The organism is Piscinibacter defluvii, from assembly GCF_004011805.1.
Classification (GTDB): domain Bacteria; phylum Pseudomonadota; class Gammaproteobacteria; order Burkholderiales; family Burkholderiaceae_C; genus Piscinibacter; species Piscinibacter defluvii.
Genome location: NZ_ML137198.1, coordinates 78,124 through 93,073, shown reverse-complemented (window position 1 = coordinate 93,073; position 14,950 = coordinate 78,124). Strand labels below are relative to the sequence as shown.

Sequence of the window (14,950 nt, the reverse complement as noted above, 5' to 3'; positions counted from 1 at the left end):
TGTCATCGCGGCGGTCCTTCCCCGACGGATGAACAGCAGCAGCCGCTGCCCATCCAACCCCAGGAGATTGCCGATGTTCACGAAGAAACTCGCTGCCGGCCTCGTCGCCGCTGCCGCCCTGATCAGCCTGAACGGCGCCGCCCGCGCCGGCGAGGGCGACTACCAGGACCCGTTCATGCTGTTCAAGATGTCCGTGCTGGACAAGAACAAGGACGGCATGGTGTCGAAGAAGGAGTTCATGGCGATGGTCGAGAAGGCCTACGACATGAAGCTGAAGCAGATGGGCGCCAAGGGCGGCCTGATGACCGAGGACCAGACCCAGGCGCTGCTGAAGTCGCTGTACTACGTCGGCGGCAACTGAGTACGATCGTCGCGTGCCCCGCAAGGAGGACGCGATGGACGATCCGCACGCGCTGCAGCGCTTCGTCGAGGCCCAGCAGGGCGTCTATGCGCAGGCGCTGTCCGAGTTGCGCGCCGGCGCGAAGGCGAGCCACTGGATGTGGTTCGTCTTCCCGCAGCTGCGCGGCCTCGGCCACAGCGCGATGGCGCAGCACTACGGCCTGGCCGGCCTGGCCGAGGCGCAGGCCTACTGGCGGCATCCGCTGCTCGGGCCGCGCCTGGCCGAGTGCACGGCGGCGATGCTCGCCGTGCCGGGGCGCAGCGCGCGCCAGATCCTCGGTACACCCGACGACCTGAAGTTCCGCTCCTGCATGACGCTGTTCATGCAGGCGGTGCCCGGCGAGGCGATGTTCCGGCAGTCGATCGAGCGCTGGTTCGACGGCACACCCGACCCCCTGACGCTGGCCCGGCTGGCGGGATGACCCCGCAGGCGCGGGTGCGCGCGCCGCCGGCCGGCCCGGGCGCCGGCCCGACAATGCCCGCTCCCGCAATCCCCGACCGTGTCGATGAGCGCGCCCGTCCAACTCGTGTTCCGTGGTGAAGTGCTGGCCGGTTTCCGGCTCGAGGATGTGCAGCGCGACCTGGGGCGCCTGCTCCGTGCCGACGAGGCCGGCCTGAAGCGCCTGTTCTCGGGCCAGCGCACGGTGCTCAAGCGTGGCCTGGCGGCCGCCGACGCGCAGCACTACGTCAGCCGCCTGGCCGCCGTGGGCGCGCGACTGCACGTCGAGCCCATGCCCGTGCCGCCGCCGGTGGCGCCAGCCGCCGGCGGCTGGCCGGCGATCGCGCCGCCGCCCGAGGAGGAGCGGCGCGCCGCTCCGCCCGTCGCCGCCCCACCGCCACCGGTGCCGGTGCCGGTGCCGGCGAAGCCGAAGGAGCTCGAGCTGGTGGCCACGGCGCCGGCCGACGAGGTGGTCTGCCCGACCTGCGGCGAGCGCCAGAGCCGGCGGCTGCTTTGCCGGTCCTGCGCGACCAACCTCGAGATGGCCCTGGCGGCCAAGGCGGAGGAAGAGGCGCTGCGCCGCGCCGAACGCCAGGCGGCGCTGGAGGCGCGCCGCAATCCGCGGCGGCGCGTGGAGGCGGACGGTGGCGAGCACAGCGCCTGGGCCATCGGCCTGAGCTTCTCGGGCCGCGTCGGGCGCCTGTCGAGTGCCACGGCCAACCTGTGGCTGATCGGCGCGCTGCTGCTGCTCACCGCCGGCTTCCTGCAGCGGCCGAGCCTGCCGCGGCTGCTGCTGGTCGGCGTCGGGGCGCTGGGGGTGTTCTTCTTCTCGATGCGCCTGACGGTGCTGCGCTGCCACGACTGCGACCGCCACGGCTGGTGGGCGCTGTTCGTGCTGGTGCCCTACGTGGGCAGCCTGGCCAGCCTGCTGATCGGCCTGCTGCCGGGCAATCCGGGGCCCAACGAGTACGGCCCGCCGCCGCCCCGGGGCCGCTGGCGCTGGTTCGGACTGTCGCTGGTGGTGCTGGCGCTGTGCAGTGCGCTGCTGGTGCGCGGCGGCCTCCGCTTTGCCGAGCGCTACGCGGCCGAGCAGGCGGACGACGGCGCCGACGAGATCGTCGAGCTGGGCGGCGACGGCCGCATCGGCGGCGGCAGCGGCGGCGGTGCCGCGCTGCAGGAGGCGCTGCGCGACTACGCCGGCGCGCCGGGCCACAAGGCCTTCGCCGCCTCCTCGCGCCAGACCTTTGCCTGGGCCGGCAACGCGAGCTCGCTGGACGAGGCGGTGCGCGAGGCGATGGCGCAGTGCGACGCGCGCCGCCAGCCCTACACGCCGGACTGCCGGGTCGTGAACGTGAACGGCCAGCCCGTCAGGTGAGCGCACGGGCCGGCGCGGCCGGCGACGACTCCCGTGCCAGCAGGCGCAGCCGCTCGATCTCCGCCGCCGCGCGGGCGAGGAAGATGCGGAACACGCGCTCGACGATCATCTCCTCGTCGCGTGCGCGCCGGTCCAGGAAGGCGAGGTGGCCGAGCACGCGGCCGTCGCTGCCGACGATCGGCAGGCCGAGGTAGGCCTCGAAGCCCTGCTCGATCGGGAACAGCCGCTCCAGGCCCTCGGGGTGGAAGCAGTCGCGTGCACCGTGGATCACCGCCTCGCAGGGGGTGCCGGCCAGCTCGTACTCGAAGTTGCTGCCGCTGCCGCCCGCCGCCGACCAGTAGGCCAGCGTGCGCACACGGGTCGGCGGGTCGTCGGCGCACTCGGTGATGAAGGCCGAGTCGACCTGCAGAGCCCGCGCGAAGTGCTGCACCATGGCCGCGAAGAAGCGCGTGCCTGCGGTGCCGGCGGTGCCGTCGGCCACCGCGTCGAGCACCGCCTGCACGCGGCGCAGCGCGGTGACGTCGGTGTCCAGCCCGACCAGCCGGTAGGCCCGGCCGGACTCGTCGCGGATCGCCGCCCCGCGCGACAGCACGATGCGCGTGCGGCCGTCGGCATGCAGCAGGCGCAGCTCGTGGTCCAGGCGCGGCGTGCGCCCGGCCAGGTGATCGGCCAACGCCTGCTCGAAGCCGGCGCGGTCGTCCTCGTGCACACGGCCGCGCCAGGCGGCCAGGTCGTCGGCCAGTTGGTGCGACTCGAAGCCCAGCATGCCCTTCCAGCGCGGCGACAGGTGCACCGCGCCGGAGGCGATGTCCCACTCCCACAGCCCGTCCTGGCTGCCGCGCAGCGCGATCAGGTAGCGCTGCTCGGTGGCGCGCAGGTCGGCCTCGGCGGCGGCGCGTGCGGCCTCGGCGCGCTCGAGCGCCTGCTGCTGCTCGCCCACGCGCTGCTCGAGCGCGGCCAGCCGCCCGGCCAGGCGGGCCTCGCCGGCGCGCGCGCGTGCCCAGGCGCCGAAGACGAACACGCCGGCGCCGAGCAGCGCCAGCAGCGGGACGAACAGGTTGGGCAGGGTGATCATGCGGCGATCCTCCTCGGGGTGATGTCTTCGGCCAGCGGCAGCGCGAACGAGACGCAGGTTCCCGCGCCCTCGGTGCTGCGCACTTCGAGCCGGCTGCCGTGCAGGCCGACGATGTGGCGCGCGATGGCCAGGCCGAGCCCGGCGTGCTCGCTGTGGTCCGCGTCGCGCACGCGGCTGGCGCGTTCGTAGCGTTCGAAGATGCCGGGCAGCTCGTCGGCGGCGATGCCGTGGCCGGTGTCGCGCACCGCCAGGCGCGCGCGGCCGTCGGCGTTGGCCAGCTCGACCGCGACGCGCCCGCCGGACGGCGTGTGGCGCAGCGCGTTCTCGAGCAGGCTGTCGAGCACACGCGCCACCAGCGCCAGGTCGGCATGCACGCGCGTGGCCGGGGTGCACGGCGGCTGGCAATCCAGCGCCAGCCGCAGCCCGCGCTGCTGCGCCTCGGGCTCGAACTTCTGCAGCAGGTCCTGCGCCAGTTCGGCGATCGAGAAGTCCTCCTTCTGCGCCTGCCACTGGCCGGCCTCGAGCCGGGTCAGGTCGAACAGGTCGGCCAGCAGGCGCGTGAGCTTCTCGCCCTGGCGCGCCGCGGTCTGGAGGTAGTTGCGCTCCTCGGCGGCACTGAGGCTGCCATGCCGCACCAGCAGCAGCTCGACGTAGCCCTGCATGGAGGCCAGCGGCGTGCGCAGGTCGTGCGACACCCGCGCCAGCAGCTCGTGGCGCTGGCGCTGCAGGGCCTGCAGCGCCTCGCGCGCTTCGGCGTGCGCCTGGCGCTCGCGCTCGAGCGCGTCCTCGCGCCCGAGCAGCAGGCGCTGCAGCTGCAGCACGCGCCACAGGGCCAGGCTCAGCAGCGCCACGGTCAGCCCCAGCAGCGCCAGCCACTCCGAGGGCACCGTGTCGAGGTCCATCTCAGCGGCGCTCGGCAAACTTGTAGCCGACGCCCCAGACGGTCTGGATGTAGCTCGGGTTGCCCGGGTCCGCCTCGATCTTGCCGCGCAGGCGGTTGATGTGCGAGTTGACGGTGTGCTCGTAGCCGCTGTGGCTGTAGCCCCAGACCTGGTCGAGCAGCTGCGCGCGCGTGAACACGCGGCCGGGCGCGCGTGCGAAGAAGGCAAGCAGCTCGAACTCCTTGGCCGTCAGCTCGACCGGCGCGCCGCGCACCTGCGCCTCGTGGCGCTGCAGGTCGATGCGCAGGTCGTCCACCTCGATCAGCTGGCCCTCGGGCGTGCTGCTGGCACGCGCCGCCTCGGCCTGCTCGGCGCGCCGGAACACGCCCTTGACGCGCGCCGCCAGCTCGAGCATCGAGAACGGCTTGGTCAGGTAGTCGTCCGCGCCGAGCTCGAGGCCGAGCACGCGGTCGAGCTCGGTGGACTTGGCGGTCAGCATCAGCACCGGCGTCTGGTGGTTGCGCTCGCGCAGCCGGCGGCAGATCTGCAGGCCGTCCAGGCGCGGCAGCATCACGTCGAGGATGACGAGGTCGTAGCGCCCCTCGAGCGCCTCGGCCAGCCCGGTGACGCCGTCGTCGACCAGCTGGCAGCTGCAGCCGATCTCCGCCAGCTGCAACGAGACCAGCCGCCCGATGTCCGGATCGTCCTCGATGACCAGCACGCGTCGGCTCATGCGGGAAATTTTAGGAAGCCGCGCGCTGCGTCCGCCCGCCGTGACGGAAATGTGAGAACCGCGCCGCCAGCCGCATCGCAAGCGCGATGCTGGCGCACATGGTCGCGAAGGCCACCCAGGCGTAGGGCCACAGCAGCGGCATGCCCACCAGGATCAGGCCGTCGTTGCTGCCGGGAATCAGCAGCGTGCCCCAGGCCATCAGCGCGCCGCCGGCCGTGCAGCGCAGCAGCTGCGCCACGCCGGGCCACCGCGCCTGCCAGCGCCCGGCGCGCAGGCCGCCCCAGGCGGCCCCGGCCAGCAGCGCCAGCGCCAGCAAGAGGCGCTCGCCGATGCGGGCGCCCATGCCGCGTGCCAGGTCGGCCAGCAGGTCGGTGTAGGCCCAGGCGCCGACGGCCAGCAGCATCACGACGAAGCTCACCCCGATCACCGAGGTGGCGGCATGCGGGGCCCAGAGGCGCTGCGCGAACATCTGCCGCCCGTGCCAGGCGAGGCCGACCACGCGCCAGGCGGCGAACGCGATGAACAGCGCCCCGGCGGCCGGCGGCAGCGCGAGCACCGGCGAGCCGGCCGCCAGCGGCTGCGGCGCCGGCGCGCCGAACAGCAGGCCCGCGCTCAGGCAGCCGAGGAAGAAGCCGAGCGGCGTCAGCGCATAGGCCCATTCGCCCGAGCCGAAGCGCGCGATCGCGCCGAACACGCAGGCGCCGTTGACCCAGGCGCCCAGGCCGAGCAGCGCCGCGCCCGCGACCGTCCACGCGCCGACCGCATGGCCGGCGGGCAGCACCGGCAGCTGCATCGCCAGGCGCGCCAGCAGCAGGCCGCCGGCCACCCACAACGAGGCTTCGGCCAGGCTGGCGAGGCGGCGCGCGCTGCGCTTGACGAGCAGCTCGTCGACCGCGGCGACGGTGCAGGTGGCGCCGCGCTGGATCGCCAAGCCCATCAGCAGGGCGCAGGGCAGCGCGAGCGCGAGGGCGAGCGTGCTGTTCATGGCGCCGCCTGCAGGTCGAACTTGCAGATCGTGCCCAGCGCCTCGAGGCTGGCGATCATCGGCGTCTGCGGGTGCAGGTGGCCGGTGTCGATGTCGAACACCCAGCCGTGGATCCAGGGCCGGCCGCGTTCGCGCCAGGCGCGCTGCACGGTGCTGGTGCGGCCCAGGTTGTGCACCTGCTCGACGACGCTGAGCTCGACCAGCCGGCGTGCACGGGCCGCGTCGTCCAGGCCGTCGAGCTCGGCGCGGAAGAACTGCCGCGTGTCGCGCACGCCGCACAGCCAGTGGTCGATCAGCCCGTGGCAGGGCTCGGCCAGCGCCGCCTGCACGCCGCCGCAGCCGTAGTGCCCGCAGACGATCACGTGCGGCACCTGCAGCACCTCGACCGCGTACTGCAGCACCGACAGCAGGTTGATGTCGGTGGGCACCACCAGGTTGGCCACGTTGCGGTGCACGAACATGTCGCCGGCCGCGGTGCCGGTGATCAGGTTCGGGCTGACGCGGCTGTCGGAGCAGCCGATCCACAGGAACTGCGGGTGCTGGCCGCTCGCCAGGCGGTGGAAGGCCTGCGGGTCCTGCGCCAGCTGCTCGGCCACGAAGCGGCGGTTGTTGGCGAGCAGCTGCTCGATGGTCTCGACCATGTCGGGGGTCTCTCGCGGCTTGTCAGAGGTGTTCGATCACGCCTTCGATCGGATCGGCCGCCGCATGCGCCCAGGGGGCGCGCTCGATCATGCGGCGCGTGTCGGCGTAACCGGCCTCGCGCCGCGAGCGCACGCCGTGCGGGGTGAAGTCGATGTCCTTGGTGTGGTCCTCGCCGTCCAGGCGCGGCGCGATCAGGTGCGCCACGTGCATCGTCGTGCCGCAGCCCCAGCCGGCCAGCTCCTGCACCTTCGGGTCCTGGCGCTTGTTCTCGGGCAGCGCCGCGCACAGCTCGCGGATCACGTGGCGCAGGCGGTGGATCTGCTTCTGGCGCGCGATGTGGCTGTCGGCCCGGCTGGCGTACTGGATGTCCTTCTGCCGGCCCATCACCTGCCAGATCGACTCCGGCTCCGGGCCCTGCTGGTGCCACACGTTGACGGCGAAGATCAGCGAGTCGCGCCGCGGCTTGTCGTCCAGCACCGCCTCGATCGGGGTGTTGGAGTAGATGCCGCCGTCCCAGTAGGGCTCGCCGTCGATGCGCACCGCGCCGAAGGCCGGCGGCAGTGCGCCCGAGGCCATCACGTGCTCGACGCCGAGCCGCTCGCGCCGGGTGTCGAAGTAGCGCATCGCGCCGCTGACCACGTTGACCGCGCCCACCGTCATGCGGGTGCGGCAGTCGCACAGGTACTCGAAGTCGACCAGCTCGAGCAGGGTCTCGCGCAGCGGCGCGGTGCTGTACCAGGCGGCCGACTCCACGCCCAGCGCCGCCGTCTGGCCGCGCCACGCGTGCAGGTTCGGGGTGAAGAAGTCCGGGATGCCGCGCCACACGGTGGCCAGGTTGGCGGCCAGGTTGGGCTGGCCGAGCCAGGCCAGCGGCGCGAGCGCAGGGCCGTCGGGCACGGCGCGCTGCATGTGCTGCCAGAAGGTGTGCAGCGCCTGCAGGCGGCGCTCCGGCGGGTTGCCGGCGATCAGCGCCGCGTTGATCGCGCCGATCGAGGTGCCGATCACCCAGTCCGGCTCGATGCCGGCCTCGTGCAGCGCCTGGTAGCAGCCGAGCTGGTAGGCGCCCAGCGCGCCGCCGCCCTGCAGCACCAGCACCACCTGGCCGGGCAGGGCGGGGCTCTTCTTGTCGTCGCGGGATCGGGTTCGGGGCATGGTGGTTCTCATCCGTGCGAGGGCAGGGCCGCGGGCGCGCCGAAGCCGGCCGGAGCCAGCGAGGCGCGCAGGCGGGCGCGGGCGCGGTGCAGCATCACCGCGAGGTGGTTGGCGCTGACGCCGAGTTCGCGGCAGATGTCCTCGGTCTCGGCCTCGCCGCCGTAGCGCATCATGAACGCACGCCATTGCGCGCGCGGCAGTTCCTTCAGGCTGCGTTGCAGGCAGGCCATGAACTCGCGCCGCGCGAGTCGCTCGTGCGGGTCGCCCCACTCGGCCGGCGCGTCGCTGAGCGCGACCGGCGCCTCGTCGGCCAGCGTGTCGAGCTCGGGCGCCTCGTCGGGCGCGTCGACCTGGCATTCGCGCGTGTGGCGGCGGATCTGGTCGACCAGCTTGTGCTTGAGGATGCCCACCGCCCAGGTGCGCAGGCTGGCGCGGCCGGCGAAGGCGGCCGGGTTCTCCAGGGCGGCCACCAGGGTCTCGGACACGGCGTCCTCGATCCAGGCCTCGTTCTGGGTGCGCCGGCGCGCCATGCGCACCAGCATCGGACGCAGCTCGACGAGCTGGGCGGCATAGGGCGACATCATCGGCTCCTCGTGCTCAGTGAAGCGTCCAGCCGCCGTCCATCGCGATCGCGGTGCCGGTCATGGAGGCGGCCGCGTCGGAGGCGAGGAACACGGCCAGCGCGGCCAGCTCGTCGACCTGGATGAACTCCTTGCGCGCCTGGTGCGAGAGCATCACCTCGCGCACCACGCGCTCGGGGCTGATGCCGTGCGCCTGGGCCTGGTCGGCGATCTGCTTCTCCACCAGCGGCGTCTTCACGTAGCCGGGGCAGATGGTGTTGGAGGTGATGCCGTGTTCGGCCAGCTCGACGGCGACCGTCTTCGACAGCCCGATCAGCCCGTGCTTGGCCGCCACGTAGGCCGACTTGAACGGCGAGGCCGTCAGCCCGTGCGCCGAGGCGACGTTGACGATGCGGCCGAAGCGCCGCGCCTTCATGCCCGGCACCAGCGCCTTGACGAGGTGGAAGGCCGAGCTGAGGTTGATCGCGAGCACCGCGTCCCACTTCGCGTCGTCGAAGTCCTCCACCGGCGACACATGCTGGATGCCGGCGTTGTTGACCACGATGTCGACCCGGCCGAACTCGGCCAGCGCCTGCTCGGCGAGCGCGCGGATCTGCTCGGGCCGGCCCATGTCTGCGGCGCTGTAGCGCACCTTCACGCCGGTCTCGCGCTCGAGCGCGGCGCGCAGCGCCTCGATGTCGCCGGCCGGGCCGAAGCCGTTGAGCATCACGTCGGCGCCGGCGCGCGCATAGGCGCGGGCGATGCCCAGCCCGATGCCGCTGGTCGAGCCGGTGACGATGGCGGATCTGTTCTTCAACACGGAAACACTCCTAGGGTTGCGAGGGGGTCAGGGGGGCGGCGGCGGGCGCGGGCGGGGCGTCCGCCTCCGCGGTGCGCGTGAAGCGCAGGTGCGTGATGTCGGCCGCGAAGAACATGCCCCAGGTCCACTCGAGCCAGATGCGGACCTTGCGGCCGAGGGTGGGCATGCGCAGCAGGTAGTAGGCGCGCCACAGCAGCCAGGCCGGCAGACCCGACAGGCGCAGCGCGCCGACCTGGGCCACGCCCTTCAGGTGGCCGGTGGTGGCCATCGCCCCGCGCGAGACATGGGCGAACGGCCGGGTCGGGCGCGCCTCGATGCGGGCGATCAGGTTGTCCGCCAGCGCCAGCGCCTGCGCCACCGCGAACTGCGCGGTCGGCGGCGCGAAGCTGGCCACACCCTCGGGCCCGGCGCCTTGGGCGTGGTTGCGCACCAGCGCGCAGTCGCCGATGGCCCAGAGTCCGTCGTGGCCCTCGTGGCCGTCCCGTCCGCCGTCGGCGCCGATCGAGAGGTCCGGCCGCGTCAGCAGCCGGCCGCGCTGCGTCGGCAGGCCGAGCCGCTCGGCCAGCGGGTTGGGCCGCGTTCCGATGGTGCAGACCACCGTGGCGCTGGCCAGGCGCTCGCCGCCGGCGAGCGCCACCGCCTCCGCCTCGACCCGCTCGGCCCGCGCGCCCAGGCGCACGTCCACGCCGCGCTGGCGCAGCGAACGGGCCGCGGCTTCGCCCAGCGAGGCCGGCAGTTCGAGCAGCAGGCGTGCCGCGTCCTGCAGCAGCGTGACGCGCAGCTCGTCGGGGGCCACGCGCGGGTAGTGGCGCCGCGCACTGGCCAGGAAGTCGGCCAGCTCGCCGGCCACCTCCACGCCCGAGAAGCCGCCGCCGATCACGACGAAGTGGCCGAGCGCGCGGCGCAGCGCCGGGTCGCTCTCCAGCTCGATGCGGGCCAGGCGCTGCAGCACGCGGTTGCGGATGTGCAGCGCGTCGCCCACCAGCTTGAGCGGCAGCGCATGCTCGGCCAGGCCGGGCACCAGGTCGAGGTTGGCGCGTGTGCCGAAGGCCAGCACCAGGTGCTCGTAGCCGATCTCCTGCACGCCGGCCAGGGTCTGGGCGTGCAGCGTGCGGCGCACCGGGTCGACCGCCGTCACGCGGCCCATCACGAAGCGGCTCGTGCGCGTGGCCAGCATCTGGCGGATCGGCGCGACCACGTGCTCCGGGAACACCGAGGCGCCCACCACCTCGGCCAGCATCGGGTTGAAGGTGGTGTAGCTCTCCTCGCTGACCAGCAGCACCTGCCAGGGCGGCGCGAGCCGGCGTTCGAGGGCACGGGCGAGCGTCGTGCCGGCGAAGCCGCCTCCGACGATCACGATGCGACGGGTCGATGAGTCCATGGCCGGCAGTCTCGGCAGGGGCGCTCACGGCAGCGTCCGGCACGGCTCACGTTTCGATCACGCCTTGGTTGCGCTACGCTCCGCGGCCATGGACGAGGACCGGCAGCAGACCTGGCAGATGCGCGTGCACGGGCGTGTGCAGGGCGTGGGCTTCCGCGACGGCTGCGAGCGCCACGCGCGCCAGCTCGGCCTGACCGGCTGGGTGCGCAACCGGCTCGACGGCAGCGTGGAACTGCTCGCACAGGGCGACGCCGACACCCTCGCGCGGCTGCGCGACTGGCTGCATCACGGCGTGGCGGCGGCGCGGGTCGACCGCGTCGAGGTCACGGCACGCGACGACGCACCGCGCCAGACCGGCTTCGAGCGGCGGCCGACGGCCTAGCGCCAGTCCCCCATCAGCACGAACGGCGCCCAGTGGAACGGGTGGCTCCAGGCGCCGCCCGCCTCGGGCCGCAGCCTGCCCTCGAGCAGCGCCAGCTGCGCCTGGCGCAGCGCCTCGGCCTTGCTCTGCGAGGTGTCGGTGCGCAGGCGGTAGAACTCGCGCATCAGGCCCCCGGTGCTGCGGTCGGAGACCTTCCACAGCGTGGCCAGCACCGCGCGCGCGCCCTGCGCCTGCGCCTTGGCGCCCAGGCTCTCGATCTCCTGGCCGTAGGCGTCGCGGCCGTCGGCCTGGGCGGTGTCGCAGGCCGACAGGGTGACCAGCTCGAAGCGGTCGAAGCGCAGGTCCAGCGCGGTGATGTCGGCCAGGCTCAGGCGGCTGCGGTCGCCCAGGTACAGGCGCGAGGCGGCCGGGTCGCCGGCCTGGAACACGAAGTGGCTGGCCAGGTGCAGCACGTTGTATTCGGCCGCCAGCGCGTCGAGCAGGGCCTGGCGCGTGAAGCGTGCATCGAGCCAGGACGAGCCGCCGAGCAGCGCCACCACCGAGTCCAGCTCCTCGGGCACCGCGGGCAGCGCGCGCAGGTTCTCCACCGGCTGGCTGAGCCCCATGCCGGCCACGCGCCAGCGCGGCGCCTCGCGGCTGTCGAAGGTCTGGCCGCCGGCCTCGTTGAACAGCGCCAGCGCATGGTCCTGCAGCAGCCAGCGCTGGCCGTCGTGCAGCGCCGCGAAGGGCAGGTAGCGCAGCACGTCGGTCAACGAGAGCATCAGCGTGCGCGCACCGGCGGCCTGCAGGTCGGCCCGCACCGGCGCGATCAGCAGCGCGTGCAGCGCCTGCGCCGCGGCACGCACGCGCGCCGGGTCGCTGGACGGGTTCTTCAGCAGCAGCGTGAAGGCTGCCACCTGGCGGCGCAGCGACGCGGCCTCGACGGCGATCTGGCGCGCCAGCGGCGGGCCGTCCGGCACGGTCAGCAGGATCGACAGCCGGTCTTCGCCCACCAGGTACTGCAGCGCGACCGCGCCGTCGCCCGGGCGCTGTGCCGCGGCGATCACGGCGCGGCGCAGCAGCGTCTCGGTGAGGCGCACGTCGCGCCGCTCGGCGCCGGGGCGCTGCGCCTGGTCGAGCTGCGGCTGCAGCGTGGCGAAGAAGCGCTGCAGCGCGGCGACGATCTGCGGCAGCGCCTGCCGCTCGATCTCGGCCAGGCGCGCCGCCCCGGAGGCGGTGAGGGCGCCGGCGCGGCGCTGCTGCTCGAGCGTGCGGCGCTCGCGGTAGAGCGCGAGCTGCTGCTCGCGCAGCGTGTAGAAGCTGCCGAAGCGCTCCTGCTCGAGCCCGGTCAGCGGCAGCGCCGCGCCGGGCGCCGGCCCGCCGCGCAGCGCGCCCTCGTCCAGCTCGTCCTCCTTGAGCAGCTGCAGCGCCTGCTGCGCCTCGGGCAGGCGGCCGGCGCCGATCAGCAGATCGGCCAGGCGCTGGTAGACCTGCCGCTTGGGGCTGTCGACGAACCGCGCCTGCGCCGCACGCCCGAGCGGCACCACGGCCGCGCGCAACCCCTGCAGCGCGACGAGCGCCTGCTTGCCCCAGACGATCGCCTCGTCGGGGCGGCCGGCGGCCTGGCTGGCGCGCATCAGGCCGCCATGCAGGCGCCACTGCAGCTCGGGATCGTCGGCTTCGGTCAGCAGCAGGCCCTGCTGCAGCAGGCGCAGCTCGAGCGGTGCGTCGCCGAGCCGGCCGGCCAGCAGCGCCAGGTCGTGCAGCAGGTCGGCGATGTCGGTGCGGCCGGCTGCCAGCAGCGTGTCGACGCCCGCCGCGGCGCGCTGCTTGTGCGCCTGCGCCGCCTCGAGCCGGCCCAGGCGCTGCAGCACGAAGCCGATGTCGACCACGGTGTCGAGCAGCGAGGGGTGCTGTGGCGCGAGGCGCTGCTCCTGCAGCGCCAGCGCGCGTTCCAGATAGGGCAGAGCCTGGCCCTCACGGCCGGCACGGCGGTGCGTGCTGCCGATCTGGCGCAGCACGATGGCCAGATCGGCGCTGTCCGGCCGGGGCTGCTTCTCGAGGATGGCCAGCGCCCGTTCGTAGAGCGGCAGCACCTGCTCGTGCCGGCCCAGCTCGCGCTGCAGCGAGGCCAGCAGCCGCAGCGGGCCGACCAGCAGCGGGCTGTCGGAGCCCAGGCGCGTCTCGGCCGTGCCGATGGCGCGGCCGTAGGCCTCCAGCGCCTCGGGGTAGCGGCCGAGCTGGCGCAGCAGCGCGGCCTGCATCGTGAACGCGTTCACCAGGCGGCCCGCGCTCGCGCCCGGCGCGGCCTGCAGGATCGCGACGCCACGCTCGGCCGCGGCGAGCGCCTCGCCATGCCGGCGCAGGCGACCGAGCGCACCGGCCACCGCGGTCAGGCTCGCGCCCACGTCGGGGTGCTCGGCACCGAGGGCCGCCTCGCGCAGCGCCAGCGCGCGCCGGTGCACGGCCAGCGCCTCCGCCTGCCGGTCCGCGCGCGCCAGCGCCTCCCCGGCGCGCGCCAGGCAGTTCGCCTGCGCCCGGTCCTGGCCGGCATGCTGCTGCTCGCAGTGCGCCGCGGCGGCCGCCGCGTCTGCGACGGACACCGGCTGGGCGCCCGCGGCACCTGCCAGCACGACCAGCAGGCCCGTGAGCAGACGGACGGCGAAGCGCATGGCGACCCTTCTCGGCTGGTGCGCGGGACGGGGATCGAACCCGTACACCCCCTTCCGGGAAGTGGCGGGTTTTAAGCCCGCTGCGTCTGCCAGTTCCGCCACCCGCGCGCGAGGGCGATCATAGGTCGCCTACCATGCGCGGCTTCGACCAACGAGCCCGACCATGGCCCTGTTCCCGCAGGAAGCGCTCAACGACGGCGTGCGCAAGCGCGAGGTGTTCGGCTGGGCGATGTACGACTTCGCCAACTCGGGCTACACCACGGTGGTGCTGACGGCGGTGTTCAACACCTACTTCGTCGGCGTCGCGGCGGGCGGGGCGGACTGGGCCACCTTCGCGTGGACGCTGGTGATCGCCGCGTCCAGCCTGATCGTGATGGTCACGATGCCCGGCCTGGGCGCACATGCCGACCTGCACGCCTGCAAGAAGCGCCTGCTGGCCTGGACCACCGCGGCCTGCGTGCTGGCCACGCTCGCGCTCGCGGGGGTCGGCCGCGGCGACCTGTGGCTGGCCGCGGCGGCGATGATCGTCTCCAACGTCGCCTACTCGTACGGCGAGACGCTGAGCGCGGCCTTCCTGCCCGAGCTGGCGCGGCCCGATGCGCTCGGGCGCGTCTCGGGCTGGGGCTGGAGCTTCGGCTACTGCGGCGGCATGCTGTCGCTCGGCCTGAGCCTGGCCTACGTGCTGTGGGCACAGGGGCAGGGCCAGACGGCGACGCAGTTCGTGCCGGTGACGATGGTCATCACCGCGGCGGTCTACGGCCTCGCCTCGCTGGCCACCTTCGTGCTGCTGCGCGAACGGGCCACGCCGCGCGCCGTGCCGCGTGCCGGCGCGCCGGGCGGCGGCCTGCGCGCGGCGCTGGGCCAGCTCGCCGACACCGCGCGCCACGCCCGCCAGCTGCGCGACTTCAGCTGGCTGCTCGCCTGCGGCGTGTGCTACCAGGCCGGCATCGCGGTGGTGGTGGCGCTGGCCGCGGTCTATGCCGAGCAGGTGCTCGGGTTCCGGCAGGCGCAGACCATGATGCTGATCTTCCTGGTCAACATCGCCGCCGCGCTGGGTGCCTTCGCCTTCGGCTACGGGCAGGACCGGCTCGGGCACAAGCCGGCGCTCGCCGTGACGCTGGCCGGCTGGGTGCTGATGACCGTGCTCGCCTGGCTCGCCACCGGGCCGGGGCTGTTCTGGGTCGCGGCGGTCGTGGCCGGGCTGTGCATGGGCTCGAGCCAGTCGGCCGGGCGCGCGATGGTCGGCGTGTTCGCGCCCGAGACGCAACGTGCCGAGTTCTACGGCCTGTGGACCTTCGCGACGCGGCTGGCCGCCATCGCCGGGCCGCTGACCTACGGCCTGGTCACCTGGCTCACCGGCGGCGACCACCGCCTGGCGATCCTCTCGACCGCGCTGTTCTTCGTGCTCGGCCTGGTGCTGCTCGCGCCGCTGGACATGGCGCGCGGCCGCGCCGCCGCGGCCGCGCTGCGCTGAG

At 74.0% G+C, this 14,950-nt stretch carries 15 protein-coding genes and 1 tRNA gene; 5 read left to right on the top strand and 11 right to left on the bottom strand.

Translation table 11 applies throughout. The features are described from left to right. Positions 1-73 precede the first annotated feature (73 nt). The 3 genes from D9C15_RS05885 to D9C15_RS05875 all read left to right on the top strand — a co-directional run bounded on the left by D9C15_RS05885 (position 74) and on the right by D9C15_RS05875 (position 2,213). Positions 74-361 (top strand): hypothetical protein, encoded by a 288-nt coding sequence (locus tag D9C15_RS05885; protein ID WP_127996511.1) that lies wholly within the window; start codon positions 74-76, stop codon positions 359-361. 13 nt (positions 362-374) lie between these two features. Then, positions 375-821 (top strand): DUF1810 domain-containing protein, encoded by a 447-nt coding sequence (locus D9C15_RS05880; RefSeq protein WP_310734460.1) that lies wholly within the window; start codon positions 375-377, stop codon positions 819-821. An 84-nt stretch (positions 822-905) separates the two neighbouring features. Next, on the top strand, positions 906-2,213 hold the full coding sequence (locus tag D9C15_RS05875) for a DUF805 domain-containing protein (RefSeq protein ID WP_127996510.1): 1,308 nt from the start codon (positions 906-908) through the stop codon (positions 2,211-2,213). Here D9C15_RS05875 and D9C15_RS05870 read toward each other — a convergent pair. The 9 genes from D9C15_RS05870 to D9C15_RS05830 are packed head-to-tail and all read right to left on the bottom strand — an operon-like array spanning position 2,206 to position 10,442. After that, positions 2,206-3,288, bottom strand: coding sequence for a PAS domain-containing protein (locus D9C15_RS05870; RefSeq protein ID WP_127996509.1), 1,083 nt, complete (start codon positions 3,286-3,288; stop codon positions 2,206-2,208). The two genes, D9C15_RS05875 and D9C15_RS05870, sit on opposite strands and share 8 nt — an antisense overlap. Continuing rightward, entirely contained in the window at positions 3,285-4,190 is a 906-nt protein-coding gene (locus tag D9C15_RS05865) for a sensor histidine kinase (protein WP_127996508.1), read from the bottom strand. Before D9C15_RS05865 ends, D9C15_RS05870 begins: the two co-directional genes overlap by 4 nt. A 1-nt stretch (position 4,191) precedes the next feature. Further along, on the bottom strand, positions 4,192-4,902 hold the full coding sequence (locus D9C15_RS05860; protein ID WP_127996507.1) for a response regulator transcription factor: 711 nt from the start codon (positions 4,900-4,902) through the stop codon (positions 4,192-4,194). A gap of 10 nt (positions 4,903-4,912) precedes the next feature. Then, positions 4,913-5,887, bottom strand: a complete 975-nt coding sequence (locus tag D9C15_RS05855; RefSeq protein WP_127996506.1) for a YeeE/YedE thiosulfate transporter family protein — start codon at positions 5,885-5,887, stop codon at positions 4,913-4,915. Beyond that, complete coding sequence (locus tag D9C15_RS05850; protein ID WP_164886659.1) at positions 5,884-6,528, bottom strand: carbonic anhydrase; 645 nt, start codon at positions 6,526-6,528, stop codon at positions 5,884-5,886. The genes D9C15_RS05855 and D9C15_RS05850 overlap by 4 nt, the downstream gene beginning before the upstream one ends. A gap of 22 nt (positions 6,529-6,550) precedes the next feature. Then, the gene (locus tag D9C15_RS05845; RefSeq protein ID WP_205854732.1) at positions 6,551-7,681 is read right to left on the bottom strand and encodes a patatin-like phospholipase family protein; all 1,131 of its coding nucleotides are present in this window, start codon (positions 7,679-7,681) and stop codon (positions 6,551-6,553) included. Positions 7,682-7,689: 8 nt separating this feature from the next. After that, on the bottom strand, positions 7,690-8,265 hold the full coding sequence (locus tag D9C15_RS05840; protein WP_240668301.1) for a sigma-70 family RNA polymerase sigma factor: 576 nt from the start codon (positions 8,263-8,265) through the stop codon (positions 7,690-7,692). A 13-nt stretch (positions 8,266-8,278) separates the two neighbouring features. Further along, complete coding sequence (locus tag D9C15_RS05835; protein WP_127996504.1) at positions 8,279-9,061, bottom strand: 3-hydroxybutyrate dehydrogenase; 783 nt, start codon at positions 9,059-9,061, stop codon at positions 8,279-8,281. A 10-nt stretch (positions 9,062-9,071) separates the two neighbouring features. After that, positions 9,072-10,442 (bottom strand): NAD(P)/FAD-dependent oxidoreductase, encoded by a 1,371-nt coding sequence (locus D9C15_RS05830; protein ID WP_127996503.1) that lies wholly within the window; start codon positions 10,440-10,442, stop codon positions 9,072-9,074. Positions 10,443-10,530: 88 nt separating this feature from the next. Here D9C15_RS05830 and D9C15_RS05825 point away from each other — a divergent pair, with 88 nt between their 5' ends. Then, positions 10,531-10,824, top strand: coding sequence for an acylphosphatase (locus D9C15_RS05825; RefSeq protein ID WP_127996502.1), 294 nt, complete (start codon positions 10,531-10,533; stop codon positions 10,822-10,824). Here D9C15_RS05825 and D9C15_RS05820 read toward each other — a convergent pair. Beyond that, complete coding sequence (locus D9C15_RS05820) at positions 10,821-13,475, bottom strand: CHAT domain-containing tetratricopeptide repeat protein (protein WP_127996501.1); 2,655 nt, start codon at positions 13,473-13,475, stop codon at positions 10,821-10,823. The genes D9C15_RS05825 and D9C15_RS05820 overlap by 4 nt on opposite strands. Before the next feature lie 16 nt (positions 13,476-13,491). Next, positions 13,492-13,583 (bottom strand) — tRNA-Leu (locus D9C15_RS05815). Positions 13,584-13,638: 55 nt separating this feature from the next. Here D9C15_RS05815 and D9C15_RS05810 point away from each other — a divergent pair. Then, on the top strand, positions 13,639-14,949 hold the full coding sequence (locus D9C15_RS05810) for an MFS transporter (RefSeq protein WP_127996500.1): 1,311 nt from the start codon (positions 13,639-13,641) through the stop codon (positions 14,947-14,949). Position 14,950: the final 1 nt, after the last annotated feature.